The sequence below is a fragment of the Pseudomonas sp. GOM7 genome, assembly GCF_026723825.1.
Classification (GTDB): domain Bacteria; phylum Pseudomonadota; class Gammaproteobacteria; order Pseudomonadales; family Pseudomonadaceae; genus Aquipseudomonas.
The window spans coordinates 1,886,575-1,912,182 of the sequence record NZ_CP113519.1; the positions used below are offsets into that span (position 1 = coordinate 1,886,575).

At 62.9% G+C, this 25,608-nt stretch carries 29 protein-coding genes and 1 tRNA gene; 12 read left to right on the forward strand and 18 right to left on the reverse strand.

Annotated elements, in window-relative coordinates:
* Positions 1 to 32: 32 nt before the first annotated feature.
* Together OU800_RS08505 and OU800_RS08510 are read left to right on the forward strand one after the other, a co-directional pair.
* Entirely contained in the window at positions 33 to 923 is an 891-nt protein-coding gene (locus OU800_RS08505) for an NAD(P)-dependent oxidoreductase (RefSeq protein ID WP_268182849.1), read from the forward strand.
* The gene (locus tag OU800_RS08510; RefSeq protein ID WP_268182851.1) at positions 920 to 1,708 is read left to right on the forward strand and encodes a hydroxypyruvate isomerase family protein; all 789 of its coding nucleotides are present in this window, start codon (positions 920 to 922) and stop codon (positions 1,706 to 1,708) included. Before OU800_RS08505 ends, OU800_RS08510 begins: the two co-directional genes overlap by 4 nt.
* A gap of 43 nt (positions 1,709 to 1,751) precedes the next feature.
* Here the strand turns inward: OU800_RS08510 and OU800_RS08515 are convergent, their stop codons facing one another.
* A complete protein-coding gene (locus OU800_RS08515; RefSeq protein WP_268182853.1) occupies positions 1,752 to 3,932 on the reverse strand; it encodes a putative bifunctional diguanylate cyclase/phosphodiesterase in 2,181 nt (726 codons plus the stop codon).
* Between the two features lie 302 nt (positions 3,933 to 4,234).
* Between OU800_RS08515 and OU800_RS08520 the strand changes: the two genes are divergently transcribed.
* Positions 4,235 to 5,563, forward strand: coding sequence for a spinster family MFS transporter (locus tag OU800_RS08520; protein ID WP_268182854.1), 1,329 nt, complete (start codon positions 4,235 to 4,237; stop codon positions 5,561 to 5,563).
* Positions 5,564 to 5,734: 171 nt separating this feature from the next.
* On the opposite strand, the gene OU800_RS08525 is transcribed toward OU800_RS08520, so the two are convergent.
* On the reverse strand, positions 5,735 to 6,712 hold the full coding sequence (locus tag OU800_RS08525) for a zinc-dependent alcohol dehydrogenase family protein (RefSeq protein WP_268182855.1): 978 nt from the start codon (positions 6,710 to 6,712) through the stop codon (positions 5,735 to 5,737).
* Between the two features lie 137 nt (positions 6,713 to 6,849).
* On the opposite strand from OU800_RS08525, the gene OU800_RS08530 reads away from it, so the two are divergent.
* Together OU800_RS08530 and OU800_RS08535 are read left to right on the forward strand one after the other, a co-directional pair.
* Positions 6,850 to 7,575, forward strand: coding sequence for a substrate-binding periplasmic protein (locus tag OU800_RS08530; protein ID WP_268182857.1), 726 nt, complete (start codon positions 6,850 to 6,852; stop codon positions 7,573 to 7,575).
* A gap of 125 nt (positions 7,576 to 7,700) precedes the next feature.
* Positions 7,701 to 8,795, forward strand: a complete 1,095-nt coding sequence (locus tag OU800_RS08535) for a PQQ-dependent sugar dehydrogenase (RefSeq protein WP_268184244.1) — start codon at positions 7,701 to 7,703, stop codon at positions 8,793 to 8,795.
* Positions 8,796 to 8,842: 47 nt separating this feature from the next.
* On the opposite strand, the gene OU800_RS08540 is transcribed toward OU800_RS08535, so the two are convergent.
* Positions 8,843 to 9,034, reverse strand: a complete 192-nt coding sequence (locus OU800_RS08540) for a hypothetical protein (protein ID WP_268182859.1) — start codon at positions 9,032 to 9,034, stop codon at positions 8,843 to 8,845.
* A gap of 229 nt (positions 9,035 to 9,263) precedes the next feature.
* Here OU800_RS08540 and OU800_RS08545 point away from each other — a divergent pair, with 229 nt between their 5' ends.
* Entirely contained in the window at positions 9,264 to 10,100 is an 837-nt protein-coding gene (locus OU800_RS08545) for a CvfB family protein (RefSeq protein ID WP_268182861.1), read from the forward strand.
* A 269-nt stretch (positions 10,101 to 10,369) separates the two neighbouring features.
* Positions 10,370 to 10,445: transfer RNA gene (locus tag OU800_RS08550), tRNA-Thr, on the forward strand.
* A gap of 119 nt (positions 10,446 to 10,564) precedes the next feature.
* Here the strand turns inward: OU800_RS08550 and OU800_RS08555 are convergent.
* The 4 genes from OU800_RS08555 to OU800_RS08570 form a co-directional block, all read right to left on the reverse strand.
* Positions 10,565 to 10,735, reverse strand: coding sequence for a YhfG family protein (locus OU800_RS08555; protein WP_268182863.1), 171 nt, complete (start codon positions 10,733 to 10,735; stop codon positions 10,565 to 10,567).
* Between the two features lie 393 nt (positions 10,736 to 11,128).
* The gene (locus tag OU800_RS08560; protein ID WP_268182864.1) at positions 11,129 to 11,416 is read right to left on the reverse strand and encodes a HigA family addiction module antitoxin; all 288 of its coding nucleotides are present in this window, start codon (positions 11,414 to 11,416) and stop codon (positions 11,129 to 11,131) included.
* Positions 11,416 to 11,694 (reverse strand): type II toxin-antitoxin system RelE/ParE family toxin, encoded by a 279-nt coding sequence (locus OU800_RS08565; RefSeq protein WP_037002684.1) that lies wholly within the window; start codon positions 11,692 to 11,694, stop codon positions 11,416 to 11,418. The genes OU800_RS08560 and OU800_RS08565 overlap by 1 nt, the downstream gene beginning before the upstream one ends.
* A gap of 253 nt (positions 11,695 to 11,947) precedes the next feature.
* On the reverse strand, positions 11,948 to 12,214 hold the full coding sequence (locus OU800_RS08570; protein ID WP_268182866.1) for a hypothetical protein: 267 nt from the start codon (positions 12,212 to 12,214) through the stop codon (positions 11,948 to 11,950).
* Between the two features lie 209 nt (positions 12,215 to 12,423).
* On the opposite strand from OU800_RS08570, the gene OU800_RS08575 reads away from it, so the two are divergent.
* Positions 12,424 to 12,747: a hypothetical protein gene (locus tag OU800_RS08575; protein ID WP_268182868.1), complete on the forward strand. Its 324-nt coding sequence runs from the start codon at positions 12,424 to 12,426 to the stop codon at positions 12,745 to 12,747.
* On the opposite strand, the gene OU800_RS08580 is transcribed toward OU800_RS08575, so the two are convergent.
* From OU800_RS08580 to OU800_RS08590, 3 genes are all read right to left on the reverse strand, one after another.
* Positions 12,744 to 13,781: a GGDEF domain-containing protein gene (locus OU800_RS08580; RefSeq protein ID WP_268182869.1), complete on the reverse strand. Its 1,038-nt coding sequence runs from the start codon at positions 13,779 to 13,781 to the stop codon at positions 12,744 to 12,746. The genes OU800_RS08575 and OU800_RS08580 overlap by 4 nt on opposite strands.
* Positions 13,782 to 13,912: 131 nt before the next feature.
* Entirely contained in the window at positions 13,913 to 14,317 is a 405-nt protein-coding gene (locus OU800_RS08585) for a GNAT family N-acetyltransferase (protein WP_268182871.1), read from the reverse strand.
* Positions 14,318 to 14,370: 53 nt separating this feature from the next.
* Positions 14,371 to 15,267, reverse strand: a complete 897-nt coding sequence (locus tag OU800_RS08590) for a homocysteine S-methyltransferase family protein (RefSeq protein ID WP_268182873.1) — start codon at positions 15,265 to 15,267, stop codon at positions 14,371 to 14,373.
* 103 nt (positions 15,268 to 15,370) lie between these two features.
* Here OU800_RS08590 and OU800_RS08595 point away from each other — a divergent pair, with 103 nt between their 5' ends.
* Together OU800_RS08595 and OU800_RS08600 are read left to right on the forward strand one after the other, a co-directional pair.
* Complete coding sequence (locus OU800_RS08595; RefSeq protein WP_268182875.1) at positions 15,371 to 16,192, forward strand: ABC transporter substrate-binding protein; 822 nt, start codon at positions 15,371 to 15,373, stop codon at positions 16,190 to 16,192.
* Complete coding sequence (locus tag OU800_RS08600; RefSeq protein ID WP_268182877.1) at positions 16,189 to 17,010, forward strand: amino acid ABC transporter permease; 822 nt, start codon at positions 16,189 to 16,191, stop codon at positions 17,008 to 17,010. The genes OU800_RS08595 and OU800_RS08600 overlap by 4 nt, the downstream gene beginning before the upstream one ends.
* Here the strand turns inward: OU800_RS08600 and OU800_RS08605 are convergent, their stop codons facing one another.
* The 4 genes from OU800_RS08605 to OU800_RS08620 form a co-directional block, all read right to left on the reverse strand.
* Positions 17,011 to 17,340, reverse strand: a complete 330-nt coding sequence (locus OU800_RS08605) for a DUF2025 family protein (protein WP_268182879.1) — start codon at positions 17,338 to 17,340, stop codon at positions 17,011 to 17,013. It lies immediately after the preceding gene.
* Positions 17,341 to 18,113: 773 nt separating this feature from the next.
* Complete coding sequence (locus OU800_RS08610) at positions 18,114 to 18,515, reverse strand: NUDIX hydrolase (protein ID WP_268182881.1); 402 nt, start codon at positions 18,513 to 18,515, stop codon at positions 18,114 to 18,116.
* A gap of 38 nt (positions 18,516 to 18,553) precedes the next feature.
* On the reverse strand, positions 18,554 to 19,255 hold the full coding sequence (locus OU800_RS08615; RefSeq protein ID WP_268182883.1) for a YebC/PmpR family DNA-binding transcriptional regulator: 702 nt from the start codon (positions 19,253 to 19,255) through the stop codon (positions 18,554 to 18,556).
* 163 nt (positions 19,256 to 19,418) lie between these two features.
* Positions 19,419 to 19,553, reverse strand: coding sequence for a hypothetical protein (locus OU800_RS08620; RefSeq protein WP_268182885.1), 135 nt, complete (start codon positions 19,551 to 19,553; stop codon positions 19,419 to 19,421).
* A 547-nt stretch (positions 19,554 to 20,100) separates the two neighbouring features.
* Between OU800_RS08620 and OU800_RS08625 the strand changes: the two genes are divergently transcribed.
* A complete protein-coding gene (locus OU800_RS08625) occupies positions 20,101 to 20,994 on the forward strand; it encodes an EamA family transporter (protein ID WP_268182887.1) in 894 nt (297 codons plus the stop codon).
* Between the two features lie 87 nt (positions 20,995 to 21,081).
* On the opposite strand, the gene OU800_RS08630 is transcribed toward OU800_RS08625, so the two are convergent.
* The 3 genes from OU800_RS08630 to OU800_RS08640 all read right to left on the reverse strand — a co-directional run bounded on the left by OU800_RS08630 (position 21,082) and on the right by OU800_RS08640 (position 23,826).
* Positions 21,082 to 21,618, reverse strand: a complete 537-nt coding sequence (locus tag OU800_RS08630; protein WP_268182889.1) for a DUF1003 domain-containing protein — start codon at positions 21,616 to 21,618, stop codon at positions 21,082 to 21,084.
* A gap of 57 nt (positions 21,619 to 21,675) precedes the next feature.
* Entirely contained in the window at positions 21,676 to 23,193 is a 1,518-nt protein-coding gene (locus OU800_RS08635) for a sensor domain-containing diguanylate cyclase (protein WP_268182891.1), read from the reverse strand.
* A 351-nt stretch (positions 23,194 to 23,544) separates the two neighbouring features.
* Complete coding sequence (locus OU800_RS08640; protein ID WP_268182893.1) at positions 23,545 to 23,826, reverse strand: peptidylprolyl isomerase; 282 nt, start codon at positions 23,824 to 23,826, stop codon at positions 23,545 to 23,547.
* 230 nt (positions 23,827 to 24,056) lie between these two features.
* On the opposite strand from OU800_RS08640, the gene OU800_RS08645 reads away from it, so the two are divergent.
* Positions 24,057 to 24,506 carry a hypothetical protein gene (locus OU800_RS08645; RefSeq protein WP_268182895.1) on the forward strand — a complete coding sequence of 150 codons (450 nt, stop codon included), beginning with the start codon at positions 24,057 to 24,059 and terminating at the stop codon, positions 24,504 to 24,506.
* Here OU800_RS08645 and OU800_RS08650 read toward each other — a convergent pair.
* On the reverse strand, positions 24,497 to 25,549 hold the full coding sequence (locus tag OU800_RS08650; RefSeq protein ID WP_268182897.1) for a GGDEF domain-containing protein: 1,053 nt from the start codon (positions 25,547 to 25,549) through the stop codon (positions 24,497 to 24,499). The genes OU800_RS08645 and OU800_RS08650 overlap by 10 nt on opposite strands.
* Between the last annotated feature and the right edge of the window lie 59 nt (positions 25,550 to 25,608).

Below are 25,608 nucleotides of genomic sequence, written 5' to 3' on the forward strand. Positions count from 1 at the left end.
TCGCCTCGATGCCAACTGCCTGGAGCCGTTCGATGACCGCTACGCTGCCCGCCCTGGCCTTCGCCGGGATCGGCCTGATGGGCCTGCCGATGACCCGCCGCCTGCTCGCCGCCGGCTACCCGCTGACCCTCTGGAACCGCACGCCGGACAAGTGCGCGCCACTGCTGGAGCAGGGCGCGCAGCGTGTGCAAAGCCCCGCCGAACTCTGTCGCGATGCCAATGTGGTGATGCTCTGCCTGGCCAATACCGAGGTGGTGCGCGAGGTGGTGTTCGGCTCCGGCGGGATAGTCGAGGGCGCGCGGCCGGGGCAGTTGCTGGTGGATTTCTCCAGCCTGGAGCCGGCGGCCACCCGGGAGATGGCCGCCGAGCTGGAGGCACGTACTGGCATGCGCTGGGTGGATGCGCCGGTGTCCGGCGGCACGCCGGGCGCCGAGGCCGGTACCCTGGCGATCATGGCGGGTGGCCGTGAAGAGGACGTGGAGCGCGTGCGGCCGATACTGGCGCACCTGGGCCAGCGCCTGACGCGCATGGGCGAGGTGGGCGCCGGGCAGGTGACCAAGGTGTGCAACCAGATGATCGTCGCCTGCAATGCGCTGGTGATCGCCGAGGTGGTGGCACTGGCCGAGCGCTCCGGCGTCGATGCCAGCCAGATCGCCTCGGCATTGGCCGGTGGTTTCGCCGATTCCAAACCCCTGCAGATCCTGGCACCACAGATGGCTGCCAGCCAGTTCGAGCCGGTCAAATGGCATGTGCGCACGCTGCTCAAGGATCTCGACACTGCAGTGAAGCTGGCGCGCGAGCAGGGCGGCGCCACGCCCATGAGTGGCCTGGCCGCGCAACTGATGCGCCTGCACGGCAGTCAGGGTTTTCTCGAGCGCGACCCGGCCACGCTGGTGGAACTGCTGCGGGAGCAGTGCCCATGAGGATTGCTGCCAACCTGTCCATGCTGTTCACCGAGCTGCCGCTACGCGAGCGCGTGCTGGCGGCGATGCGTGCGGGCTTCGCGGGCGTGGAGATTCAATTCCCCTACGAGCTGCCGGCCATCGCCCTGAAAGAGGTGCTGGAGCTCAGTGGTCTGCCGCTGGTGCTGATCAACGTTCCGGCGGGCGACCTGATGAGTGGTGGCCCCGGCCTGGCCAGCGTGCCGGCCAGGCAGGCGAAGTTCGACGCTGCGCTGCAGGAGGCGCTGAGCTATGCGGCCATGGTGCGCCCGACCTGCGCCAACGTGTTGCCGGGGCGCCTGGCCGAGGGCGTGAGCCGCGAGCAGGCGCTGGATTGCCTGGCCGCCAACCTGCGCAAGAGCGCCGAGGCCTTCGCTGTGCTGGGCATCCGCGTGTTGGTGGAGGCGATCAATCCCCTCGACATGCCGGGCTTTCTGATCAACACGCCGGAGCATCTGGACGAGCTGCTGCGGCGAGTGGATCACCCTAATCTGGCGGCGCAGTACGACCTCTACCACATGGCGCGCCAGGGGTTGGACGTGGCAGCCGGCCTGCGCCTGCTGGCCGGGCGTATCGGCCATGTGCAGTTCGCCGACGTACCGGGGCGCGGCGCGCCGGGTACGGGTGAGTTGGCCTTCCCCGCGCTGCTGAGCGCATTGCATGAGAGCGGTTACGACGCCTGGCTGGGCGCCGAGTACAAACCAGGGGAGGCGGGCACCCAGGCCAGCCTGGGCTGGTTGGCGCAATGGCAGCAGCAAGACACCTAGAGCTGTATGCGCATCCGGGCTACGGGGAAGCGAGGGCAGAATGCTAGAACCTGGCCCCAAGCCGTTCCAGTGGTAGCACGTGTGGTGGGAACTGGGCGACGATTTCGGCCAGTGGCAGCGGTTTGCTGAACAGGTAGCCCTGTACCTGATCACAGCCGCGTTCCCTGAGGAAGGCCAGTTGCTCGGTGGTTTCCACACCTTCGGCCACCACCTTGAGGTGCAGCGCCTGGGCCATGGCGATGATGGCGTGGACGATCTCGCGATCCTGGTTCGAGGTGACGACGTCCTGAATGAAGCAGCGGTCGATCTTCAGCGTATCCAGCGGTAGCCGGCGCAGGTAGGCCAGCGAGGAGTAGCCGGTGCCGAAGTCGTCGATGGACAGGCTGACGCCCAGTCCTCGAATCCTTTCCAGCAGGTTGATGGCCCGGTTGATGTTGCTCAGCAGCGCGCTTTCGGTCACTTCCATTTCCAGTCGCTGGCCTGGGCAGTGGGTGTCGTGCAGGATTTGCTCGATGCGATCCGGGAGATGGTCGTTGGCCAGGTTCAGTGCCGAGCAGTTCACCGCCACTTTCAACTGTGGGTAGCCCATCTGGTTGAGGTAGTTCAGGTCATGACAGGCCTGCTGCATCACCCAGTCGTCGAGCTGGGCGATGAAACCGTTGGCCTCGGCGATGGAGATGAAACGATCCGGCGTCAGCAGGCCATGCTGGGGATGCTTCCAGCGCACCAGGGCTTCGAGCTTGGCCAGTTCGCCACTGTTCAGGTCGACGATCGGTTGGTAGTAGAGCAGCAGCTCGTTGCCCTGTTGCAGGCATTGTCGAAGGTCTTCCTCTAGCTGCAGCTCGAAGGAGGCCTTCTGCCGCAGGTGCGGGTTGAAGAAGTGCATCGCATTGCGCCCGCTGCCCTTGGACTGGTAGAGCGCCAGGTCGGCATGCTTGAGCAACTCGTCGGGGCTATTGCCGTCCTGGGGGAACAGGCTGATGCCGATGCTGGTGGTCATCACCAGCTTGCGCCCGCTGAGAAAGATCGGCTCTTTCATCTGCTCCAGCAGGCGCGTGGCGAGCACCCGTGGTGCGATGTCGCTGTCGAGGCTGGCGACCACGCAGAATTCATCGCCGCCAAAGCGGGCGATGATGTCGCGCTCGCGCAACGCGCCACGAATGCGCAGGGCGACCACCCGCAGGAGTTCGTCGCCGGAGTCATGGCCAAGAGTGTCGTTGATGCGCTTGAAGTGATCGATGTCGAGGAACATCACTGCCAGATTTCGGCCGGTGACTGCGTGTTCTTCCAGGGCGGCGGCGAACACCCGGTTGAAGCCGCGTCGGTTGAGCAGTTCGGTCAGCGGATCGAAGTGGGCCACCTGTTCCAGCGAGGCGCGGGCATTGTCCAGTTGGGCCAGCAGCGCATTGACGCGCTGCAGGTCGCGCTCCTTGTCGTCGAGCTTGCGCCCGATCCAGGTGGCGATCAGGCTCAGGCTGAGAATCAGCAAGGTGATCGAGGCGACGCTCAGTACCAGTTGCAGGCTGTTGTCGGCGCGGCGCATCAGCAGGGGCGTGCCGTCCGGCACCACCAGGTGCATGCTGGCCATGCCGGTGTAGTGCATGGAGGTGATGGCCGCGCCCATGACCAGCGCTGCCGAGTATTTCAACCAACGCTGATGGCGCTGCATGCTGGAGCGGAAATACTCGGCGAGCAGCAAGGCGGCGAAGCTGGCGGCAATGGCGATGACGATGGAAAGGGCAAACAGGCCGCCGTGGTAGTAAGTCTCTGCGGGTGAGCGGATGGCGGCCATGCCGCTGTAGTGCATGGCGGCGATACCGCTGCCGATGATGCAAGCCGCCAGTACTTGGCGGTGCAGGCCCGGACGGGCCTGGGCCATGCAGGTCAGCGCCAGTAATGCCGCTGCCAGGGCGACCAGCAGGGAGAACAGGGTGGTGGGCAGGTCGTAGCGGATGGCCACTGGCGCCTGGAACGCCAACATACCGATGAAATGCATGCTCCAGATGCCGCCGGCCAGGCACAGGGCGCCGACCAGCACCCAGGTCACTCGCATGCTGCGGCGCTGCATGTAGTCGAGTTGCTTGGTGATGTTCAGCGTACACAGGCTGCCGATCGTGGCGATCACGTAGGACAGCAGCACCAGCCAGGGATCATGACGGCATTCGAGCAATAGCTGGCCGGTGGCAGGTAAATCTCCAAGAAAACGAATAGACAACCCTTCCATAGTCACCCTTGCCTTGTAGAACCCCCTGCGCTGTCAGCGCTTGCTGGCGCTGGCGGGGCAATGCGGTATCCGCACCTGGGTTATGGGTCATAGCGCTATTCATTGGGTTTAGCATGCAAATCCATGCTTTGCTCAATATCTGAGCGGTTTTTGCCGCCGCAACATCGCATGACATAAATCAAGCGAATGTTCGCAGACAGTTTGAGGAAAACTGCCTAGATTGCCGGCTCCGGTGGTTGGCCGGTGCTGCCAGGGGGGCGGCACCACACAGGCCTGGCACTGACACAAGGAGATGGCAAGCCATGCAACCTGACCAGCAAGCCCCGAATGCCTGGCGCATTCTGTTCCTGCTCTTTCTCGCCAATCTGTTCAACTTCTTCGACCGCACCATCCCGGCCATCATCATTGAGCCGATACGTCTGGAGTGGAGCCTGAGCGATCTGCAGCTAGGGCTGATTGGCACTGCCTTCACCATCGTCTATGCCATTGCCGGCGTGCCGCTGGGGCGCATGGCCGACACGGGCGCACGGCGCAAGATCATGGGCTGGGGCCTGGCCGTCTGGAGCGGGCTGACGGCGCTCAATGGCATGGCCTGGAATTTCTGGAGCTTCTTGCTGATTCGCATGGGAGTGGGTATCGGCGAGGCCAGTTATGCTCCGGCGGCCAACTCGTTGATCGGTGATTTGTTCCCAGCGCACAAGCGAGCGCGCGCCATGGGCATCTTCATGCTCGGCTTGCCCCTGGGGCTGCTGTTGGCCTTTTTCAGCATCGGCGCCATGGTGCAGGCCTTCGGTAGCTGGCGGGCGCCCTTTCTCATCGCGGCGGTTCCGGGGCTGATCCTGGCGCTGTTCCTGTTCTTTATCCGCGAGCCGCAGCGCGGCGCGGCGGAGAGCACGCCGATGAGTCAGGAGCCGGTGGCCAATCCGCTGCGCAAGGTGTTGGCGATCCGCACCTTCTGGTGGCTGGTACTGGCCGGGTTGGCCTTCAATTTCGCCACCTACGCCTGCAATGCCTTCATGGTGCCGATGCTGCAGCGCTACTTCGGCCTGGGCCTGCAGCAGGCGGCGATGGCCACGGGGATGATCGTCGGCCTGACCGGGCTGGTCGGCCTGACCCTGGGCGGCTGGGTCGCGGACAAGGTGCACCAGCGCTGGGCCAACGGGCGTCTGTTGTTTGCCGCCTTGAGCATGCTTATCGGCACCCTCTGCACGGGCTGGTCGCTGAGCGCGGGGCGTATCGACATCAGCCTGTTCGTTGGCGTGTTCAGTCTGGGTTGGCTGTTCTCCTACAACTTCTATACCTGCGTCTACACCGCGATTCAGGACGTGGTCGAGCCGCGCCTGCGGGCCACGGCGATGGCGCTGTTCTTCGCAGGTTTGTATCTGCTCGGCGGTGGCCTCGGCCCGTTGGTGGTGGGCGGGCTGTCGGATCATTACGCCAGAACGGCGATGCAGGCAGCCGGTGCCAGTGAGATGAGCGAAGCCTTCAAGGCCGCTGGCCTGCATGATGCGATGCTGCTGATTCCGGTGGCCTTGTTCTGCACTCTGCTGGCCTTGCTCCAGGCGTCACGCAGCTTCCAGCGCGATGCCCAGCGCATGCGCGAGGGATTGGAGCAGGCCGTGCCGGTTTGAGAGTGGGAAGGGTGGTGATCCGTTCGCGAAGCAGTACGCCGTGGGCGTTTCAGCGGAGCGTTGTGGGGCCAGGTTTGGCATGGCCCGGCGGACTGTTCGCTTAGGCTCCTGAGTCCGCCCTCCGCCTACGCGGCCGGTGTCTGGTACGCCCGGCCGCTGTCTGCTGTCGGTTCAGGGCACCAGCAGGATCTTGCCGTCGCGCTCGCCGCTGGCGGCGGCTGCCACGGCGTCCTTGATATGCGCCAGGTCGTAAGTGGCGGCGATGCGGGTCTTGAGCTTGCCGCTGGCGATCAGTTGCACCAGTTCGCCGAACACCTTCATCTGCTGCGCCTGGCTGGCCTGCTGGAACCATTTGGCCAGCCAGAAGCCACGCAGGGTCACGTCGCGGAACACGAAGGAGGCTGGCGAGACCTGGCAGGGCTGGCCACTCATCATGCCGTAGTTGACCAGCACGCCACCGTTGCTCAGCGCGGCCGCCAGGTGGTCGGTGCTGGCGCCGCCGACCGCGTCTATCCCCAAGCGCACATCGGCCCCGCCGGTTATCGCGCGCACGCGCTTGGCCAGGTCGGGGCCGTCGACCAACACCACATCGCCGCCTTCGGCCTCGACGCCGGCAATCGCCGATTCGCGACGCACCACGTTGAGGGTCTTGAAGCCGCGCAGCTTGGCCAGTTGGATCAGGTAGCTGCCGACGCCGGAGTTAGCTGCGTTCTGGATCACCCAGTCGCCCGGCTTGAGGTCGACGAACTCGCTCAGCAGCAGCGAGGCGGTCGGCGGGTTGACGGTGAGCATGGCCAGTTGCAGCGGGTCACTGTCCGGCAGCGCGATGAGCTTGTCCGCCGGCGCGTTCATGGCGCTCACCCAGGTGCCGCAACCCACCGGCAGCAGCACGGTCTGGCCGACCTTGAACTGGCTGACGCCTTCGCCGAGGGCTTCGACGCGGCCCACGCCCTCGTTGCCACCGACCGCTGGTAGCGGCGGCAGCATGCCGTAGGCGCCGGTCAGGGTGAGTACGTCGGAGGGGTTGATCGGCGCGGCCAGCACCTTTACCCGCACCTGGCCGGCGGCCGGCTCGGGGAGTGTCAGGGCAACGGCTTCGATCACGTCTTGCGGCACCGGGCCGCGGTGTTGGTATTCGGCTTTGAGCATGATGTTCTCCAGGCAGTGCAAGTCAGTCGAGCCAGTCTAGCTGGCATGGCGCAAAGCGGAGTGAATCCTCTGGCATCCATTGTGGTGATGAGCGTGGAGCCGTCTATGCTCTGCCTTGTCGACAAGTGGAGCGTTGCATGGGTAGCGGGTGGTGGTGGGTTGGATTGCTATGGTTGGCCTCGTTGGCGCAGGCTGAAACCCTGCATGTCGGTTTCGGTACGCACAAACCGCCTTATGTGTTCGAGGGGGAACCACGTGGGCTCGAATATGATCTGGTGAACCAGGCGGCGCGTCAGGTCGGCTTCGAGGTGGATGCCTACTATGCGCCCATGGAGCGCCTGCACCTGATGCTACGCCGCGGCGAGATCGATGCCATCGCCACCACCCATGAACGCAGTGGCGTCGAGGCCTACTATTCGGATGTCTACATCCATTACCACAATGCCGTTGTGGCCCTGACCAGGCGCGGCTATCGCATAGAGCGCATCGCCGATCTCGAGGGGCATTCGATCAGCGCTTTCCAGCGCGCGCGCTGGCTGCTGGGCGAAGAGTTCCAGCGCATGGCCGAGCGCAATCCCGACTACCGTGAGGAAGCCCACCAGATCAATCGCAACCGCCTGCTCTACAGTGGTCGGGTCGATGTGGTGGTGGGCGACAGACGCATCATTCGTTATTTCGACGCCGAAGTGGCCGACCAGGTCGATGTGACCCAGCCCCTGACCTGGTACGACATCTTCGCGCCCACGCCTTATCGCCTGGGCTTTCGCCTCGATGCCCAGCGCCAGCGTTTCAACCAGGGCTTGCGCCAGCTTCGGGAGAGCGGTGAGTACGCCGTCATTACCCGGCGCTATCAGGCTGACTGAAACCTGAGGAAACCTTTGCACGGCTGCCGGGTTCTCGGTGCTGTAGCACTATGGACAGCCGTTCTCTCGCGCAGGAGGTTCCGATGCCACGCTCCAAGACCCTCGCCAGCTTCGCGCTGCTCGCTATGCTCGGCAGCCCATTCGGTCTTGCCGAAGATCGGCAATTGCCCAGTGAACTCGGCACCCTGCAGGTGCATACCGTCGCCGATGGGCTGGCCAACCCCTGGGCGGTCGCCTTCCTCCCGGATGGGCAGGGCTTTCTGGTCAGTGAACGACCGGGCAATCTGCGCCGCATCAGCCCGGAGGGGGCTATTTCCGCGCCATTGGTCGGCGTGCCCAAGGTCTATGCCTCGGGGCAGGGCGGTTTGCTGGACGTGGTGCTGTCGCCGGACTTCGCCACGGATCGCCTGGTCTACCTGTCCTACGCCGAAGCCGGTGACGGTGCGGCCGGCACCACGGTCGGGCGCGGACGTCTGTCGGCTGATACCACGGCGCTGGAGGGCTTCGAGGTGATCTTCCGTCAGCAGCCCAAGCTGTCCAACGGTGTGCACTTCGGCTCGCGCCTGGTGTTCGACCGCGACGGCCACCTGTTCATCGCCCTGGGCGACAATAACGACCGGCCCACCGCGCAGGCACTCGACAAGTTGCAGGGCAAGCTGGTGCGCCTCTACCCGGACGGAAGCATTCCGCAGGACAACCCCTTCGTCGGCCAGACTGGCGCGCGTGCAGAGATCTGGTCATACGGCCATCGCAACCAACAGGGGGCAGCGCTCAATCCCTGGACGGGACGGCTGTGGACCCACGAGCACGGCCCGCGCGGTGGCGATGAAATCAACATCCCCGAGGCCGGCAAGAACTACGGTTGGCCGCTGGCCACCCATGGCATCAACTACTCGATGCTGCCGATTCCCGAAGCGAAGGGGGAGGTGGTGGAAGGCACCGAGGCGCCGCACCATGTCTGGGAAAAATCCCCGGCGATCAGCGGCATGGCCTTCTACGATGCAGAGCGCTTTCCGGCCTGGCAACACAACTTGTTTATTGGCGCGCTGGCGGGCCAGGCGTTGATTCGCCTGCAACTGCAAGGGGATGAAGTGGTGCACGAGGAGCGTCTGTTGCAGTCGCTCGATGTCCGGATTCGCGATGTGCGGCAGGGGCCGGACGGCTACCTCTACCTGCTGACGGATGCCCCGAACGGGAAGTTGCTGCGCCTGGGGCTGTAGCAGGCCGCTGAAAGACAGCACAGGGGGCTTTCAGCGGCCAGTGGGGCTTACTTGCGGCTGATGGTGATTTGCCGCGTGCCGCCGTACTGCTGGCCGCTCACGCCCTTGGCAATCTGCTGAATCTCGCCGCCGCCATTGAGGAAGGCGGCAATCTGCGCCTCCAGCGACTCGCGAGTGGCCACGGCCGCTTCAGGTTTGCTGGATTTACTGTTGGAGGATTTGACGCGCAGGGTAGCCATGAGCTTTCTCTGTCTTTCAGTGGGCGGTCGGTGATTATGCCTCAAAGGGCGCCTCCCTGCTCGATCTATTGCCCCAGAGCTCTGCGCTACGAGCCTTGCTCAGGCCGAAAAGCGCTTGCCACTCAGCGGCTTGCACACTCGTGACCGGCTGTCGAATAAGCTCGGATGCGGCCCGGTGGCGGCCGAACTGGGGTAGAATCCTCGGCTGTTTCAGCGAGGTGAAAACGCAATGGCCTTGATCGGGCGGATGAATTCTTTACAGGTGGTCAAGCACACCGACTTCGGGCTGTACCTCGATGGTGGGGCCGACGGCGAGATCCTCCTGCCCAAGCGCTACATTCCCAAGGACACGCCCTGCGAGGTCGAGGACTGGCTCAACGTGTTCCTCTACCTCGACAGCGAAGACAAGCTGATCGCCACCACGCAGAAGCCCAAGATTCAGCTTGGCGAGTTCGCCAGCCTCAAGGTGGTCGACATCAACCGCATCGGCCTGTTTCTCGACTGGGGCCTGGCCAAGGATCTGCTGCTGCCGCACTCCGAAGAGAAGCGCCCGCTGCAGCTCGGCGACTACTGCGTGGTCTACCTCTATCTGGACAAGCGCACCCGCCGCCTGACCGCAACCGCACGTCTGGATCGTTATCTCGACCAGACGCCGGCACACTACCAGGTGGGGCAGGAGGTCGACCTGCTCATCGTCGAGCGCACCGACCTTGGCTTCAAGGCCATCATCGATGGCAAGCACTGGGGCCTGATCCACAAGAACGAACTGTTCAAGTTCGTGCGCAGCGGCATGCGTGAGAAGGGCTACATCAAGGAACTGCGTGCCGACGGCAAGATCAGCCTCAGCCTGCAACCCATCGGCCGCGAAGCCGCCACCGGCCTGGCCGAGCAGATACTCGAACGCCTGCGCGAGCAGGGCGGGGTGCTGGCGCTGAGCGACAAGAGCCCACCGGAAGCCATCACCGCAGCGTTTCGCGTAAGCAAGGGCAACTTCAAGAAAGCCATTGGCGGCCTGTACAAGGAAGGGCGAATCCGTATCTACGATGACCGCATCGAACTGCTCTAACAGGCTGCTGAAAAACTACCTCGGCTTTGGCTTCCTGCGTCGCTCTACCTCCTGCATCCATGCAGTCGTGCGTTGGCAATACTGCGTTAAAAACAGCCTCGCGTGCGAGCCCAGTCAAAATGCTCATTTACAACACGTAAACTGCGCTTTTTCGGCTGTTTTTGCCTTGTCTTGCCTGCCTCGCCTACGTTTTTCAACGGCCTGCTAAGGTTGATGCAGCCATGGCTTGAGTCCAACCGCGGCAACTCGCATAATGCGCCGGTCTTCTCGCCGGTGTAGCTCAGTTGGTAGAGCAGCGCATTCGTAATGCGAAGGTCGCAGGTTCGACTCCTGTTTCCGGCACCATAAAAATCAAAGGGTTAGCTTCGGCTAGCCCTTTGTCGTTTATGGGGGTGTCCCTGCTAGGCGATTTGGCTGGCCGGTGCGACAGATACCATCCTGATCGAAGCCGTATTTATAGATCATCAAGACTGTCGGGCGCGTAAAGCGCTCAGGGCTTCTTCGCGCGTTGGGAGTTTGCGCTTGGCATCTTCTGGTGTGGTAGCGAAGCCTTCCAGGCGCAGGCTGGCGGCATAGTTCGACTGGCGAATCTTGGCGTAGTAAGCCTTCTTGGCTTCCAGGGTCAGATTGGGCATGGCTCAAGCCTTGAGCGCGACAGGATGATCATGGGGCAGAGTACCGTCTTCTACTCACTCTGCCACTTAAGGGCACCTCTAAAAACTGCCTGCGTTGCCATCGCGGCGTTAAAAACAGGCTCGTGCGTGAGTCCGATCAGAATGCTCATTTACAACACGTAAACCCGAATGCGGGCCAGGTGCTTTCTTCGCCTGTTTTTGTGGGGCCGCCATCGGTATTGCGCTGACTGCCTCGCCTACGTTTTAGAGGCGCCCTTAATCGGCCCGGATGCCGTTGGTCAAACGCACTGCCATCAGTGATTGTTGCTGGTGGCAGACCGTGGCGACAGATATCAAAACCAAGACCAGGCTGGAAGACCTGTCCGCGCTGCTGGCGGCATACCCTGAGTACATTCATGCAAACGCCAGCTTTCCAACCTGCTGCAGATCTACATGCTGACGGGCATTCCATAAGTCGTAAGCATCTTGCATAGCTAGCCAGCTCTCAGGCGAGCGACCAAGTGCTACCGAGAGGCGCAGAGCCATTTCCGGCGTTACGCGGCTGGTGCCCTTGAGCACACGGCTCAGGGTCGAGGGTGCTACGCGCAGCTTTTCGGCCAGCTCACGACCGCTGATGCCGTTCGGCTCCAGGTAGATATCGGTGATGAATTCACCAGGATGGGGCGGGTTGTGCATGTTCATCAGTGGTAATCCTCATAGTCCAGGACATAAGCGTTTCCGTCGCGAAACTCGAACGTCAGCCGCCAGTTGCCGTTCACCATGATCGACCAGCGCCCACGCATTTCTCCCTTGAGCGGGTGCAGGCGGAAGCCAGGGATGTCCATGTCGTCTACCGTCATGGCTGTATCCAGGGCTGCTAGCTGCATTCGTAGCCGCTTGGCATGGGCGGGTTGTACGCCTGCTGTGCTGCCCGTTTCAAATAGCTTGCGCAGCCCTTTGTGCTGGAAAGATTTGATCATTGGCGAAGCGTAGCATGTTGCGCAACGCGCAACAACTTGAGGTGTCCCTGGTTGAGCCTCGGGGGCAGCTTAGTGAAGGAGTATCACATCGAAGGCGCTCTAGAAGCCTCGGTTTTACTGACTTTCAGCTTTTACCGAGTGAGGTGCCGTATTTCGTAATGCGAAGGTCGCAGGTTCGACTCCTGTCTCCGCACCATAAAAATCAAAGGGTTAGCTTCGGCTAGCCCTTTGTCGTTTCTGTGCTTGGTTTTCCCTACATCAGGTTATAGCTGACGTAAGCCAGCATGCCGAAGGCGAACAGGAAGATGGCATAGATCGGCCACAGACTGCCTGGCTCCAGAGGTGTGGATGCTTCGTGGCGGTGAGTCTGGGTGAAAGGTGCCAGGGTGTCTTTCTGTGGGGTGGCGACCTTTCTAACGGGGTTTGTGCCGCTGCGTCGGGGGGCGGTGTTGAAGTTTTCCCAGGATGCCTTGCGGCCGTTGCGGCGCAGGTTGTCTCGATGCAGCTCAGGTTCTTCCATGTTCGTTACGGCCTCCTGGCCTAGTGCTATCACTGGTGTGGCGCATGCTACACAAGGCTGCAGGAAAGGCCAGTGAAATGTGACGTGGTCGTGGTTTTGCGGGCTGGGTCGAGACTGCACCCTTCTTCACATCCATTGTCAAAAGAGCACTATGGTGCTGTTTTGTCGACTCTGCAGGCGGTCATGATCAGGGAGTGGAGGGTTCAGCGATGCTGCGTTTGATATCGATGGTGCTGGTTTGCATCTGTGCCGCTACGGCCTTTGCCGATGAGCCGCAGACGATCAGGGTCATTCCCAAGAGTTACGTCAGCCCGGGCGCCAGTGGCAGCGTGTCTGGCTCGGCGAATTATCAGCAGTACGACCTCTATGGTGGTCAGCGCCTGCCGCAAGGCAGCGTACGGCAAGAGAGCCGCTACGGCAGTCATTCCACTGAGACACGCGGCGGCATTCGGCAGAGCACCGAATACCCGGGTGGGCTGATCATCGAGCGGCAGCCGGGGGCGGGTAGTTATCAGCAGCAGCGCAGCCGTTAGTCCTTGTGGGTGCGCGCTGGCTCCCCAGGGTGGATGATGGCGCGGTTGCGTCCCGCGCTCTTGGCCTCATAGAGGCAGGTATCGGCACGCTGCATCCAGCTTTCCCAGTGCTCGCCGCTCTGCAGGACGGCGCCGCCGATGGAGACGGTGACCGGGCCCACCGGGCTGTACAGCTCGGCAGAGACGCGCGTGAGCAGGTTCTGCGCGACGCTGTGCAAGCCGCTCAGGTCGGTATTGGGCAGCAGCAACAGGAACTCCTCGCCGCCGAAGCGAAACAGGCGGTCTTCGCTGCGTGAGACGCGCTGCATGATTTCGACGAAGGCGATCAACACCTGGTCGCCTGCATGGTGGCCGCAGCGGTCATTGACCTGCTTGAAGTGATCCAGATCCATGATCAACACGCCGTAGCTGTGCTTGTGGCGACGATGGCTGGCCACGGCGATCTTCAGTTCTTCGTTCATGGCGCGCCGGTTGCGCGCGCCGGTGAGTGGATCCTGTGAGGCCATCACCTGCAACTGATCACGCTGGACACCGGTGCGGTAGGCGAAGATGAAGCTCAAGGTGCTGGCCATCATGCTGGTGACCAGGAACGACACCATCTGATAGTTGCTCTCGAATACGCTGCCGGGAAACACCAGGGCATGGGTGACGAGGCTCACGAGCACCAGCAGGGTCGCGAGCAAGGCCTTGCCAGGCGGAACCATGAAGAAGTTGAAGAGGATCAGTGGGTAGATCCAGAACAGGCCGTTGACCCCCAGGTTGATGGCGATGAGGGTGGCGCCGACGGAAAATACGGCGGCCAGATAGATGCCAGGGGTGGTCGTGTCGCGCTTTACCCAGGCGTACGTCACAGCGGCCAGGGTCGAGAGCACGATGATGGTGTCGGCGATGCCGACCAGGTAGTTGCCAGTCAGCAGGCGGTAGACGGCATAGGGGGCAATGCCGATCACGCCGAATAAGCCCATGAGGGAGACGATCGACAGTTGAAAGTCGTTACGCAGGCGCTTGAGCAAGCGAGTCTTGAGGGTCTTCATGGCGTTTTTCATTGTTGTGTAGACAAGCATGCAGAGCTTTGTCGATGCCTGGCAAGGCCTTTTCTGGGCGAAGTGCCATCAGGTTCTGTTGTTGTTTCGCTCTGAAGGGCCAACGGAACCTGGACGGGCGTTCAGTGAGCGCGTAGCGCTATTAGAGACTTGCTGCGCCGATAACGTGCCAGCCGTTGGTCGAGTTCATCCGGCAGTCGCAGGGATGGCTGAAAGCCCTGGCGTCGATAGAACCCAAGGAGATCGGGGTGGCAGAACAGCCATGCTGGTTCGGGGTGTGCCTGCAGGCTCTGTGTCAGGAGCCCGCTTGCCAGGCCCTGGCCACGCTGCGCTGGTGCCACGAACAGGCCGGTGAGCCATTGCCCATCGGCCACCGGGCGCAGACTCAAGGCGGCGACGATGTCGTTGCCCTGCTGGGCCACCCACAGTTCGTCGCCGGCCTGGCTGCGCATGGCGGAGCGATGCTGGCGGTAGAACTTGTCCACCAGCGGGCGCAGGTGGCTGGGCAGTTGGCGGTAGTCAGGCATGTAGGTATGCACAGGCACGACACGCAGGGCTGCGCGTCGTGCCTGTATGCGGCTTACAGGTGGCGGTGGAGTTCGGCGATATGCTCCGGGCCGATGCCACAGCAGCCACCGAGCATGCTCGCGCCACGCTGGCGCCAGTCCCTGGCCCAGGCCAGGTAGCCCGGCGGGTCGAGGTCGTCGCGCAACTCGTCCAGGCCATCGTTGGCCTTGGCGTCCTTGGGCTGTGGCGGGAAGGCGTTGGCATAGGCGCCGAGGGCGACATCGACACCGAGACGGGCGTAGGTGTCGCGGGCCACATCGATGGCCGCGCCGATCACTTCCGGCTGGCTGCAGTTGAACAGCAGGTGCTGCACGCCCAGGTTGGCCATGGCCTCGGCAGCTTCGCTCAGTGTTTCTCCGGAGCGCAGGCGCGGCACCTCATCGACACCATCGTCCTGCAGGGTGAAGGACACCCAGAACGGCTTGCCGTCTTGCGGCAGTCGCTCATGAATGGCGCGTACCTCGGCGATCGAACTCTGGGTTTCCGCCAGCCACAGGTCGACATGCGGCGCCAGGCCCTGCAGCAGCGGGGTGAGCACTTCGCTGACGCGCTGCGGCTGGAACAGATCCGGCCGGTAGGAGCCGAACAGCGGCGGCAGCGAACCGGCTACGCGCACCGGCTGAGCGCTGGCATCGGCTGCGCTGCGCGCCAGGCGACCAGCCGTATCGGCCAGGCTCAGACCCTCGGCGGCGAAACGCTGTTCACCGATATGAAAGGGCACGACGGCGTAGCTGTTGCTGGTGATGACCCGTGCACCGGCCTCGATGAAGGCTGCATGAACGGCAATCACGGCCTCCGGCGCTTCGGTCAGGGCCAGGGCCGACCATTCCGGCTGGCGAAAAGGGGCGCCGCGGCGCTGCAGTTCTCTTCCCATGCCGCCATCGAGAATAAGCAAAGGCTTGTCGTGCATATGACTTCCGACTATATCAATATGAATAGAATTCACTTCTTGGATGCCGCTTATAACTATTTAATACGCCATCCTTTTGCCCATCTATTGTTCAGGTATTTCCATGCGTTTGCCACCCTTGCTCGGCGCGAGCCTGCTCGCTGCCACCCTCACCACCCAGACCCTTGCCGGGGAAACCCTCGATCGCGTGCAGGCGAAGCAGGAAATGGTCAACGTGCTGATGGAGAGTTATCCGCCGTTCTCCTTCCTCAACGAGCAGAACCAGCTCGATGGCTTCGACGTCGACGTGGCCAAGGCCGTGGCCGACAAGCTGGGGGTCAAGGTGCGTTTCGAGACGCCGTCCTGGGACGTGATCGCTGCAGGCCGCTGGAACGGTCGCTACGACATCTGCATCTGCTCGATGACGCCGAGCAAGGCGCGCGCCGAGGTGTTCGATTTCCCGGTGGAATACTACGCGTCGCCCGCGGTGATCGTGGTCAATGCCAAGGATGATCGCATCCACTCGGCCAAGGATCTCGATGGCATGAAGGTCGGCCTGACCAGCGCCTCCAGCTACGAGAGCTACCTGAATAAGAACCTGGTGATCGAGGGCGACGAAGAGCGCCAGATCGACTATCCGTTCGATTTCGTGCAGATCGCCCCTTACGACACCGACAACGTCGCCTTCCAGGATCTCGCCCTGGGCGCTGGCGTACGCCTGGACGCGGTGCTCACCAACCTGGTCACCGCACAGCCGCGTCTGCAGCAGGATGCGCGCTTCAAGCTGGCCGGCGCGCCGCTGTACGAAGAGCCGAACTCGGTGGCTATCGAGAAGGGCGACGCCGAATGGAACGCCAAGGTGCGCGAAGCATTCGCCGAGTTGAAGGCCGACGGCACCCTGGCGCGCCTGTCGCAGAAGTGGATCGGCGCCGATATCAGTAAATGAGCGATCAGCAACCCTCCCGAGCGCTCGCCCCTAATGGCGCGAGCGCTGGTCTGTTCGGTTTCCGCACGCGCCTGTACCTGACCTGGCTGGCGCTGCTGATCCTGTTCGTTGGCTTCTTTCTCAGCTTCGACCTGAAGTTCTCCATCATCGTGGAGAAGTTTCCCTACCTGGCCGGCTTCAAGCTCGGCCCCAACGGCTTCCTGCAGGGCGCGGCGTTGACCCTGTTCCTGTGTCTGTGCTCGATGCTGGTGTCGTTGCTGCTGGGCTTCGCCGCCGCGCTGGCGCGGCTGTCGAACAGCGCGGTGCTGCTCGGCGTGGCCAGCTTCTACACCTCGTTCTTCCGTGGCACGCCGCTGCTGATCCAGATACTGCTGATCTACCTCGGCCTGCCGCAGATCGGCCTGGTGCCCGGGGCGATCAGTGCCGGCATCATCGCCCTGTCGTTGAACTATGGCGCCTACCTGAGCGAGATCTTTCGCGCCGGTATCATGGCCGTGCCCACCGGGCAGCGCGAGGCCGCCGTGGCCATGGGCATGCGCCCAGGGCAGATCTTCTTCTACATCGTCCTGCCGCAGGCCATGCGCACCATCATCCCGCCCACGGCCAACCAGTTCATCTCCATGCTCAAGGATTCGTCGCTGATCTCGGTGATGGGGGTGTGGGAGGTGATGTTCCTGGCTCAGTCCTATGGCCGTTCCAGCTATCGCTACCTGGAAATGCTGACCACCGCAGCGCTGATCTACTGGGTGCTGTCGATCCTCCTGGAGCTGGTGCAGGCGCGCCTGGAGCGGCGTTTTTCCCGGGGTTATCAGCGCTGATCAGGCGCAGTTGAGCGGGCGGCGCTCGGCGCGGATTTCCGGCAGGTCACTGCGCCGCAGATAAACCCGCAGCGGCTCGCCGAGGTTGACCCGATCATCGATGCGCTGCGCCTGCAGCCAGGCCAGGCGCTGGCGATCCAGGCGCATCAGGCCGACGTCATAGGCCTGCCAGACGTATTCGCTGGTGGGGGTGATGGTTTCGGCCGGCACATCGAGGCCGAAGCTGTCTTCGGAAAAACGCAGCAGGTACTGGCCGGTCTTGGCGTTGAAGCCGACGAAGCCCTGCAACTGGTCGGCGGCCTGGCAGATCTGGGCGGACGTGATACTCATGGCAAACCTCGCTTCCTATGGGTTTGCACGCAAAGAGAATGGTTTTGGTTATCGGCGCAGCCTAATGGCTGGCGCTGTCGCCTGCGTTGTCGTGGATCAAAAAATGGTTCATCGCATTTTCAGGAGGAATGCCTGGGTGACACCGGACTGGCAATACGGTGTTAGTTGTTCTTGTGTCTGTTCCGAATTGCCGCGTTTTTGCTGATGTTTTTGGTTTCGCCCTCCCGGGCGAGTCACTTTTGCCCCGGATGGCCGGCCCGACAAAAGTAACCAAAACCCTCCGCCCGGTCATCCGGCCCTCGCTACGCGAGGGTTCGCTCACTCCATCGCCGTTCCAGAGGCCCGCCGCGGTGGGCCATCCCTGGCCCATCGTGGCTTTCGCGACATCCATGTCGCTCAACCTCTTCCACGACGATTGCGTTCGCCCTCCTGGGCGGGCTCTGCACGCGCCTGAACCCGAGGTAACCCCGCGTACTGTTTCGCGAGTACGCTCGACCGCACACGGCAGCCGTAGGGCGGACTCAGGAGCGCCAGCGAACAGTCCGCCGGGCCACGCCGAGTTCGGCACCTCGGCTCACGCTCAGTACTCCCACCAACGGCTTACTGTTTGCAAGCGGCCGGCGTACCGGTACCTCTTGTAAGTCGACCCTTAGGCATCGATGGGCGAAACGAGAGCTTTCAGCTAAACGCCCATAAACAGCTTGAACCCCGGCAACACACAAACTTGCCAGTGCGGTATCAAGACTGCTTTTCCGCGATTCCGCGAACAGCCCTCAATGAAGGCGTTGCAAGGCCGGCAGCACTTGCTCGCGCAGCAGCGGCGCCAGGTCATCGCGCAGGGGGGCGGTGGTGTCGAGCCAGCGCAGTTCTTCCAGCTCGGCAGCCGCTTGCACAGCGTGGGGCAGGGCGGCGCGGTAGATATCCGCCTGCAGCCAGGTATCGGCTTCGTTGGCGGCAGGTGCCTGGAACTGGCCGAGCGGTTGCAGCGCGGTGGCGTCTAGCCGTAGTTCCAGCTCTTCGAGCAGCTCGCGCTCGAGCGCCGACAAGGCATCTTCGCCCGGTTCGCGTTTGCCACCAGGCAGCATGAAGAAGCGCGTATTGCGCTTGCGTACCAGCAGAAGGCGGCCGCGTTCGTCGAACAGGCAGGCAGCGGCGATATGCAGTGTGGTTTTCATAAGCTCAGCAATGGGCGCCCATCGGGCGCCCAACGGCATCAGCCGGCGAGGCCGACGTAAACGTTCTGCACGTCGTCATGGCCGTCGATGGCTTCGAGGAAGGCCTCGACTTCTTCCATCTGCTCCGGCGTCAGGCTGGTCACCGGGTTCTTCGGGCGGTAGCCGAGCTTGGCCGAGTTGACGGTGAAACCCTGCTCCGGCAGCGCCTTGCACACGGCGTCGAGGTCGGTCGGGTCGGTGATGAACAGGGTGGCGCCCTCGTCATCCGGTACGAAGTCCTGAGCACCGGCTTCGATGGCGGCCAGTTCCGGGTCGGCATCGCTGTCGCTGCTGGCTTCGATCAGGCCAACGTGGTCGAAATCCCAGCTCACTGAGCCGGACGCGCCGAGCTGGCCCTTGCGGAACAACACGCGGATCTCGGCCACGGTGCGGTTGACGTTGTCGGTCAGGCACTCGACGATCAACGGCACCTGATGGGGGGCGAAGCCCTCGTACAGGGTGCGTTCGTAGTTGATCACCTCACCGGACAGCCCGGCACCTTTCTTGATGGCGCGCTCCAGGGTGTCCTTGGGCATCGAGGCCTTCTTGGCCTGATGCACGGCCAGGCGCAGCTTGGGGTTCATGTCCGGGTCGGCGCCGTTGCGCGCGGCGATCATGATTTCCTTCACCAGCTTGCCGAAGATCTTGCCTCGGGCATTGGCGGCGGCTTCTTTGGGTTTGGCTTTCCACTGGGCGCCCATCTGGGGTCTCCTGGCCGATAGTGAAACGGCGTCGGCGCGCGAGAGCGGCCTGACGATCGGATAGGGTGCGGATTCTAGTGCCTTGCGCGGTTGTCGGCACCTGCAATTTCGGTGGAAGCTGCTGCAGAGCCCGGCACAGTAGGTCTGTGCCGGGCGGGGGAGGTCAGGCGTGGGACGAGTGGCTACCCAATAAGGTGGTCGAACCCTGTTTCTTCGCGCGCTTGGCTTCGCGTTTTTCGTGCGCGGTCTTCTGCGGCTTTTTCTTGCTTTCCTTGTGTGAATCCTGACTCTTGCTCATGGTGGTTACTCCGAAAAATGGATCATTGACTGGACGTATACGTTCTGGTCACTACCACCTCCTCGGCCACCGGGCCGTCTGCAAAGCGCGTGCGCTGTATGAAGCATAGTCGTCGAGAGTAACAGGTTTGCAGTCAGGCATCGGGTGATCTTCGGCCTGGTTTGCTTCACCCTCGGATCTAGTGGTTGCGAGCGCAGCCAGACAGAGGAGGGAAAACCGCCTTATCGATATGGGCTTCGCGCGATGGTGAACGTGCCGAGCGGCCGCGCACCCTGCAGAAAGCGCCAGATCAACTGCACTCCTGTCTGCAGAATAACCCGCCGAGCGAAGTGGTAGAACCACAGGTGGTTGACCCGCGATTGCAAGCACAGGCCGCTCCCCCCAGCGGCACGATGGGGGAGCATCAGGCTCTGGGGGGAACTGATCTAGCGTTGTATCGGAAAAGGGCTTAGCGCGGCTGTGTGGTCGCTTTGCTGGCCGACTGTGTCTGTCTGCGCAGGCCTGGTGACTGGTCTAATGCCTGTTCATTCATCATGAGGCTTCTGCCATGACCCCCAAGGATCTATTGCTGGCACTGTTGGTGATCCTGGTCTGGGGGCTGAATTTCGTGGTCATCAAGGTGGGCCTGCACGGCATGCCGCCGATGCTGCTGGGGGCACTGCGCTTTATGTTGGCCGCCTTCCCGGCGATTCTCTTCGTGCGCCGGCCGCAGGTGCCACTGCGTTGGATGCTGGCCTATGGCGCGACCATCTCGCTGGGGCAGTTCGCCTGCCTGTTCTATGCCATGTACGTGGGCATGCCTGCCGGCCTGGCTTCGCTGGTGCTGCAGTCGCAGGCGTTCTTCACCCTGTTCTTCGCCGCGCTGTTTCTTGGCGAGCGGCTGCGCCGTAGCAATCTGTTCGGCCTGCTGGTGGCGGCCTCGGGCCTGGCATTGATCGGCCTGGAAGGCGGGCAGGCGATGACCCTGGCCGGTTTCGCCCTGACCATCGCCGCCGCTTCGATGTGGGCGCTGGGCAACGTGGTGACGCGCAAGCTGGGCAAGGTCAATCTGGTCGGCCTGGTGGTCTGGGGCAGCCTGATTCCACCCTTGCCCTTCCTGGGATTGTCGTTGTGGCTGGAAGGGCCGCAGGTAATCGGCGATTCGCTGCGTCATTTCAGTCTGGATTCGGCCCTGGTGCTGGCCTACCTGGCGTTTGGCGCCACCATTCTCGGCTACGGCCTGTGGAGCCGCCTGCTGTCGCGTTATCCGGCCAGCCAGGTGGCGCCGTTCTCGTTGCTGGTGCCGGTGGTGGGCATCAGCTCGTCGGCCATGCTGCTGGGCGAGCGCCTTGGCGCTCTGCAGATGGCCGGCGCAGCGCTGGTGATGGTCGGCTTGCTGATCAACGTCTGGGGTGGGCGTCTGCTCGATGGCTGGCGCCAGAGGGCGGCGACGCTGCCGTAGGGTACGCTGCGCACCTGGCCTGATAATGCCTGGAGATCTGGTGCGCACGGCGGCGCACCCTACGGTGCAAATGCGATCCGTGTCGGCTCAATCTTGCAGGCGCTTTTCCGGCAGGCGTTCGAGGATCTGATCCAGACGCTGCTGGATGCGCTGATCGATCTTTTCGTGCAGGCGCATGATTTCCAGCTCGGCGCGCAGGTTCACCTCGAAGTCCAGGCTGGCGGCCAGGCGATCCTTCGCCGCTTGGCGGTTCTGGCTCATCATGATGATCGGCGCCTGCACCGCGGCCAGGGTCGAGAGCATCAGGTTGAGGAAGATGTAGGGGTAGGGATCGAAGGCCATGCCGAAGTGCGCGAGCACGTCGGTGTTGATCAGCATCCAGCCGAGCATGGTCAGCGAGAAGCAGATGATGAATGACCAGGAGCCGCCAACCGCCGCGACCTTGTCCGACAGGCGCTCGCCGAAGGTCGATTCTTCGTCCGAGACGTCGGCCACGTCGCGGCTGATGGGGCGACGCTGGCGAATCTTTTCGAGAACGTTGTTTTCTTCCGGTTCGAGTTCATGCACGGCCTTGCCGAGCAGGTTGTGGGCGAGCTGTTGCAGAGGGTGTGGGGCGTCGTTCATGGCGGTCCGTTCTTCGAGCCAGGGGCAGGCTGATGCTGCACGGCTTTGTGAGGATTGTCACCCCACCGAATCGGCCCGCTGCAGGCAGTCACGGCCGCCGCTCTTGGCCTGATAGAGCGCCTGGTCGGCGGCCTGGATCAGGCTGAGGGCCAGGTCATGGCTGTCTTCGCCCCTGTGTACCAGACTGGCGATACCGAGACTCACCGTCACCGTGCCGAAGGGGCTGGCCTGATGGGTCAGGTGGCGTTGCTGCAGTGCCGTCATGAAGGTGCGGGCAATGGCTTCGGCACCATCCGCATCGGTGTTCGGCAGGATCAGCGCCAGCTCCTCGCCACCGTAACGCGCGGCTAGATCCCCTGGGCGATGGATGCAGGACTTGAGGATCTCGGCGACCGTGCGCAGGCAGGTGTCGCCGGCTATGTGGCCGTAGCGGTCGTTGTAGCGCTTGAAATAGTCGATATCGAGCAGCACCAGCGACAGTGCCGACTGGCGGCGCAGGGCGCGGCGGATTTCCACTTCCAGGGTCTGGTCGAAACTGCGGCGGTTGGCCAGGCCGGTCAGGGCATCCTGCGAAGCCAGCACTTCCAGCCGGGCATTGGCATCGAGCAGTTCTTCCTGGGCGATGAGCAGTTTTCTCTCCGCGCGGGTGCGGCGGCGAATGTCCACGAGCAGACGCTGGCCGATGACACCCACGCTGACCAGCAGCATCAGGATCAGCGTGGCGAACAGTTGCGCGTCATGGCGCCAGGGCGCCAGGGCTTCATCGCGGCCGAGGGCGACCACGGTGATCAGGGGCAGGCGGCTGTTACGGCGGAAGGCATACAGGCGTTCGATGCCGTCGATGCGTGAGACCTGCTCGGAGGTGCCTTCGTCGCGTTCTTGCAATACCTTCAGGATCGGCGAGTTGGACCAGTTCAGGCCGACATCCTGTTCACGGAAGGGGTGGCGAAACAGCAGAGTGCCGTCGCTGCTGGACAGGCTGGCCGAGCCCTGCTCGCCCAGCTTGATGCTGCCGAACAGTTGCAGGAAGTGCTCGACGCCAAGGGTTACCACGACGACTCCGGCGAATTGGCCATCGGCATGGTCGAGCCTGCGACTGATGCTGAACACCCAGTCGCCGGTGACACGGCTCTTGACCGTGGGGCCGATGAATATCGCGGGGGAGGGATTGTCGCGGTGATGAGTGAAGTACCTCCGGTCGGTGGCTCCCGGTGCATCGTTGGGTACCCTGACAGAGGAGAGCTGGCGTTTGCCGTGAGCGTCGTAGACGGTGATGGCGCTGGCGATACCGAGTATCTCGCTCTGCTGGCGCATCAGCGCTTCGAGCTGGTGTCGCGAGGCAGGCGTGTTGCCCTCGTGCTGCAGGTGCTCGATGAGATCGAGCAGCACCAGCTCCGACTGGCGAATCACCCCTTCGCTGTAGTTGTCCAGCGCCTGCGCCAGATTCAGGCTGGACAGGTTCAGATCATGCAGCGCGCGTTCGCGTGAGAACCAGATCTGCCAGGCGGCGAGGGAGGCCAGCGACAGGCAGATGAACAGCAGCAGGGCGGACGTGAGCCGGGTGCCTTTTCTCATGGCGGAGCTCAGCCTCCTCCGAGGCGGGATTGAATGACTCTTGAGAGGATGACGAGCTGCCGTGGCAGCTCGTCACTGCTAGGGCCTGTTGACGTTTCGCTCGTGGCCGCGACGGAGCCCGTTTTTGCGTGGAGCTAGGCGCGAGACGCGAAGTTTGGTCGCCCAAATGAGCCGTCGAGCAACGACGCACCACGCAAAAACAGGCCCGTCCCTTCGGGTTGCGCGGCAAATTGCGCCATGCGTCGTTGCGGGATTTGGCAAGGGAACGACCATTACCTGCATCCCGCGCCTAGCCTGGCGCAATTTGGCGCAGCAACGCGGCTCACGTCGAAACGTCAACAGGCCCTAGTATCAGTCCTGACGGCTGGTGACTTCCAGCAGGTGATAGCCGAACTGGGTCTTGACCGGGCCTTGCACCACGCCGACCGGCGCGCTGAACACCACAGTGTCGAATTCCTTGACCATCTGGCCGGGGCCGAACGAACCCAGGTCGCCACCGTTACGGCCGGACGGGCAGGTGGAGTTGTCCTTGGCCAGTTGGGCGAAATCGGCGCCGCCTTCGATGGCGCTTTTCAGTTCGTTGCACTTGTCTTCGCTGGCAACCAGGATGTGGCGGGCAGTGGCGCGAGCCATGGGCGTATCTCCTCTGGATAAAGGCGCAGAGCCTAGCGCAATCGCCCTGACAAGCAAATGACCGTTGGCGTGTCTTGGCAGCTCCGCGCTTGCCGGCGACATGGGCAAGGCCTTGCCGCTGGCTGGCAAAGCGCTGCCGTAGGTGGTTGTCCAAGCCGCGTGCTGCAAGGCACGCAGCCCCTGGCCCGGAATCTGCTTCGTAGCCTGCGAATGCTTTTTGCGGAGGCCCCATGACATCTATCAACAACAGCATGCCGGCGATGCTCAGTTACTACGGCAGCCAGCTCAACAACCGCACGAGCACTGGCAGTAGCGAGGCGGGTGGCCAGAGCAAACAGGATCCTTTGGATGAGCTGCGCCGTTTTGCCAAACAGGTGGTGGCGCGTAACGAGGGTGGCTTGCTGCGTGCCATGCAGGGCGGCGCGGCGTCTGCCACTAGCGGCGTTGCACCTACCCCCGAAAGCAAGGCAAGCGTACCGGCCGTCATACAACTGCCGGACGTGATGGCGCTGGATCGCGACGACGCCGCCACGCTGCTGGCGCAGGTGCAGAAGATGGTGGATGCCGGCATGGACGGCAGCGTACGCATCGCCGGGTACAACGGTGACCAGCAGACCGACTCGCTGGAAACCTATCGCCAGTGGCTGCAGGACAAGGGCGGGCTCAGCGTTTACGCCTGATGTCTGACCTCTATCTCGGGCGATTCGTCCCGGGCGATCACCCGATTGCGCCCGGCGCGTTTGGCCGCATAGGTGCGCTTGTCAGCCGCTAGCATCAGCGAGCTGAGGATCAGCCCATCTTCGCCGAAGTGAGCGAGGCCCGCGCTGAGGGTCATCTGCAGCGGCTTACCATCGATTTCCAGGGATGTACTGGCCAGGCGTTCGCGCAGGCTCTCGGCTACCTCCAGGGCATCGGTCGGGGTGCTGCCGGGTAGCAGCACGGCGAACTCCTCGCCGCCGAGCCGACACAGCAGGTCACTCTGGCGCAGACGTTGTTGCAGCACCTCGGCGAAGTGCTGCAGGGCGCGATCACCGCCCTCATGGCCGAAGCGGTCATTGATCTGCTTGAAATGGTCGATGTCGAGAAACACCAGCGCCAAGGGTGTGCCATTGCGTAGCGCCTGCGCACGCTCGCGCTCGAACACCTCGGCCAGCTTCAGGCGGTTGGGCAGGCCGGTCAGCGCATCGGTGGTGGCCTTCTCCGTCAGGCGCTGCTCGTTGATCAGCCGGCTGCGCTCGTAGATATGCGCGAAGATCATCACGGTGAGGCTGGCCAGGCCGAGATTGGTGACGATCTCCAGGTTATGCAGCAGGGATTCGGAGGAGAAGCGCCAGGTGAAGACGTACAGCCCGATGCCGACGAACAGCAGCGAGCCGCACATACCCAGGCGCAGGCCAAGCAGCATGTAGCAGATGATCGGGATGGTCTGGATCCAGGCGAAGATGGCGAAGATGGTATGCGTCTGCGCCAGCCCCACCATCATGATGCTGAAGAACGGCAACAGGTAGATGGTGGTCCACAGGGGCAGGCGCGGCGTGGTGTTGATGATGGTCAGCATGAACAGCGATACGCTGGCGTAGGCGATTTCCAAGCCGGCCAGCAGCCAGTTGTCGTGCAGCAGGTTGAACACCGAGAAGAACGAACCGCCACAGACGGTGATCCATAGCAAGGCCCTGAGAACCTTGCGGCGGTGTTCGTCGGTCTGGATGAGTCGGCCGGGCATCGGATGTTCCATTTCATCGGAGTAGCATGGCCTGTGACGGAACAGGCGCGCTGAGCATC

What these genes read in the sequence shown, in the direction of transcription:
- OU800_RS08585 (WP_268182871.1), bottom strand. Translation starts at nt 14,317, where the DNA reads ATGCCTGACTACCGCCAACTGCCCAGCCACCTGCGCCCGCTGGTGGAC.
- OU800_RS08525 (WP_268182855.1), bottom strand. Translation starts at nt 6,712, where the DNA reads ATGCTCAAAGCCGAATACCAACACCGCGGCCCGGTGCCGCAAGACGTG.
- OU800_RS08540 (WP_268182859.1), bottom strand. Translation starts at nt 9,034, where the DNA reads ATGGCTACCCTGCGCGTCAAATCCTCCAACAGTAAATCCAGCAAACCT.
- OU800_RS08535 (WP_268184244.1), top strand. Translation starts at nt 7,701, where the DNA reads ATGCTCGGCAGCCCATTCGGTCTTGCCGAAGATCGGCAATTGCCCAGT.
- OU800_RS08650 (WP_268182897.1), bottom strand. Translation starts at nt 25,549, where the DNA reads ATGCCCGGCCGACTCATCCAGACCGACGAACACCGCCGCAAGGTTCTC.
- OU800_RS08555 (WP_268182863.1), bottom strand. Translation starts at nt 10,735, where the DNA reads ATGCCCAATCTGACCCTGGAAGCCAAGAAGGCTTACTACGCCAAGATT.
- OU800_RS08545 (WP_268182861.1), top strand. Translation starts at nt 9,264, where the DNA reads ATGGCCTTGATCGGGCGGATGAATTCTTTACAGGTGGTCAAGCACACC.
- OU800_RS08640 (WP_268182893.1), bottom strand. Translation starts at nt 23,826, where the DNA reads ATGGCTCGCGCCACTGCCCGCCACATCCTGGTTGCCAGCGAAGACAAG.
- OU800_RS08630 (WP_268182889.1), bottom strand. Translation starts at nt 21,618, where the DNA reads ATGAACGACGCCCCACACCCTCTGCAACAGCTCGCCCACAACCTGCTC.
- OU800_RS08580 (WP_268182869.1), bottom strand. Translation starts at nt 13,781, where the DNA reads ATGAAGACCCTCAAGACTCGCTTGCTCAAGCGCCTGCGTAACGACTTT.
- OU800_RS08570 (WP_268182866.1), bottom strand. Translation starts at nt 12,214, where the DNA reads ATGGAAGAACCTGAGCTGCATCGAGACAACCTGCGCCGCAACGGCCGC.
- OU800_RS08520 (WP_268182854.1), top strand. Translation starts at nt 4,235, where the DNA reads ATGCAACCTGACCAGCAAGCCCCGAATGCCTGGCGCATTCTGTTCCTG.
- OU800_RS08595 (WP_268182875.1), top strand. Translation starts at nt 15,371, where the DNA reads ATGCGTTTGCCACCCTTGCTCGGCGCGAGCCTGCTCGCTGCCACCCTC.
- OU800_RS08575 (WP_268182868.1), top strand. Translation starts at nt 12,424, where the DNA reads ATGCTGCGTTTGATATCGATGGTGCTGGTTTGCATCTGTGCCGCTACG.
- OU800_RS08530 (WP_268182857.1), top strand. Translation starts at nt 6,850, where the DNA reads ATGGGTAGCGGGTGGTGGTGGGTTGGATTGCTATGGTTGGCCTCGTTG.
- OU800_RS08615 (WP_268182883.1), bottom strand. Translation starts at nt 19,255, where the DNA reads ATGGGCGCCCAGTGGAAAGCCAAACCCAAAGAAGCCGCCGCCAATGCC.
- OU800_RS08620 (WP_268182885.1), bottom strand. Translation starts at nt 19,553, where the DNA reads ATGAGCAAGAGTCAGGATTCACACAAGGAAAGCAAGAAAAAGCCGCAG.
- OU800_RS08590 (WP_268182873.1), bottom strand. Translation starts at nt 15,267, where the DNA reads ATGCACGACAAGCCTTTGCTTATTCTCGATGGCGGCATGGGAAGAGAA.
- OU800_RS08600 (WP_268182877.1), top strand. Translation starts at nt 16,189, where the DNA reads ATGAGCGATCAGCAACCCTCCCGAGCGCTCGCCCCTAATGGCGCGAGC.
- OU800_RS08505 (WP_268182849.1), top strand. Translation starts at nt 33, where the DNA reads ATGACCGCTACGCTGCCCGCCCTGGCCTTCGCCGGGATCGGCCTGATG.
- OU800_RS08565 (WP_037002684.1), bottom strand. Translation starts at nt 11,694, where the DNA reads ATGATCAAATCTTTCCAGCACAAAGGGCTGCGCAAGCTATTTGAAACG.
- OU800_RS08560 (WP_268182864.1), bottom strand. Translation starts at nt 11,416, where the DNA reads ATGAACATGCACAACCCGCCCCATCCTGGTGAATTCATCACCGATATC.
- OU800_RS08645 (WP_268182895.1), top strand. Translation starts at nt 24,057, where the DNA reads ATGACATCTATCAACAACAGCATGCCGGCGATGCTCAGTTACTACGGC.
- OU800_RS08605 (WP_268182879.1), bottom strand. Translation starts at nt 17,340, where the DNA reads ATGAGTATCACGTCCGCCCAGATCTGCCAGGCCGCCGACCAGTTGCAG.
- OU800_RS08635 (WP_268182891.1), bottom strand. Translation starts at nt 23,193, where the DNA reads ATGAGAAAAGGCACCCGGCTCACGTCCGCCCTGCTGCTGTTCATCTGC.
- OU800_RS08515 (WP_268182853.1), bottom strand. Translation starts at nt 3,932, where the DNA reads ATGGAAGGGTTGTCTATTCGTTTTCTTGGAGATTTACCTGCCACCGGC.
- OU800_RS08625 (WP_268182887.1), top strand. Translation starts at nt 20,101, where the DNA reads ATGACCCCCAAGGATCTATTGCTGGCACTGTTGGTGATCCTGGTCTGG.
- OU800_RS08510 (WP_268182851.1), top strand. Translation starts at nt 920, where the DNA reads ATGAGGATTGCTGCCAACCTGTCCATGCTGTTCACCGAGCTGCCGCTA.
- OU800_RS08610 (WP_268182881.1), bottom strand. Translation starts at nt 18,515, where the DNA reads ATGAAAACCACACTGCATATCGCCGCTGCCTGCCTGTTCGACGAACGC.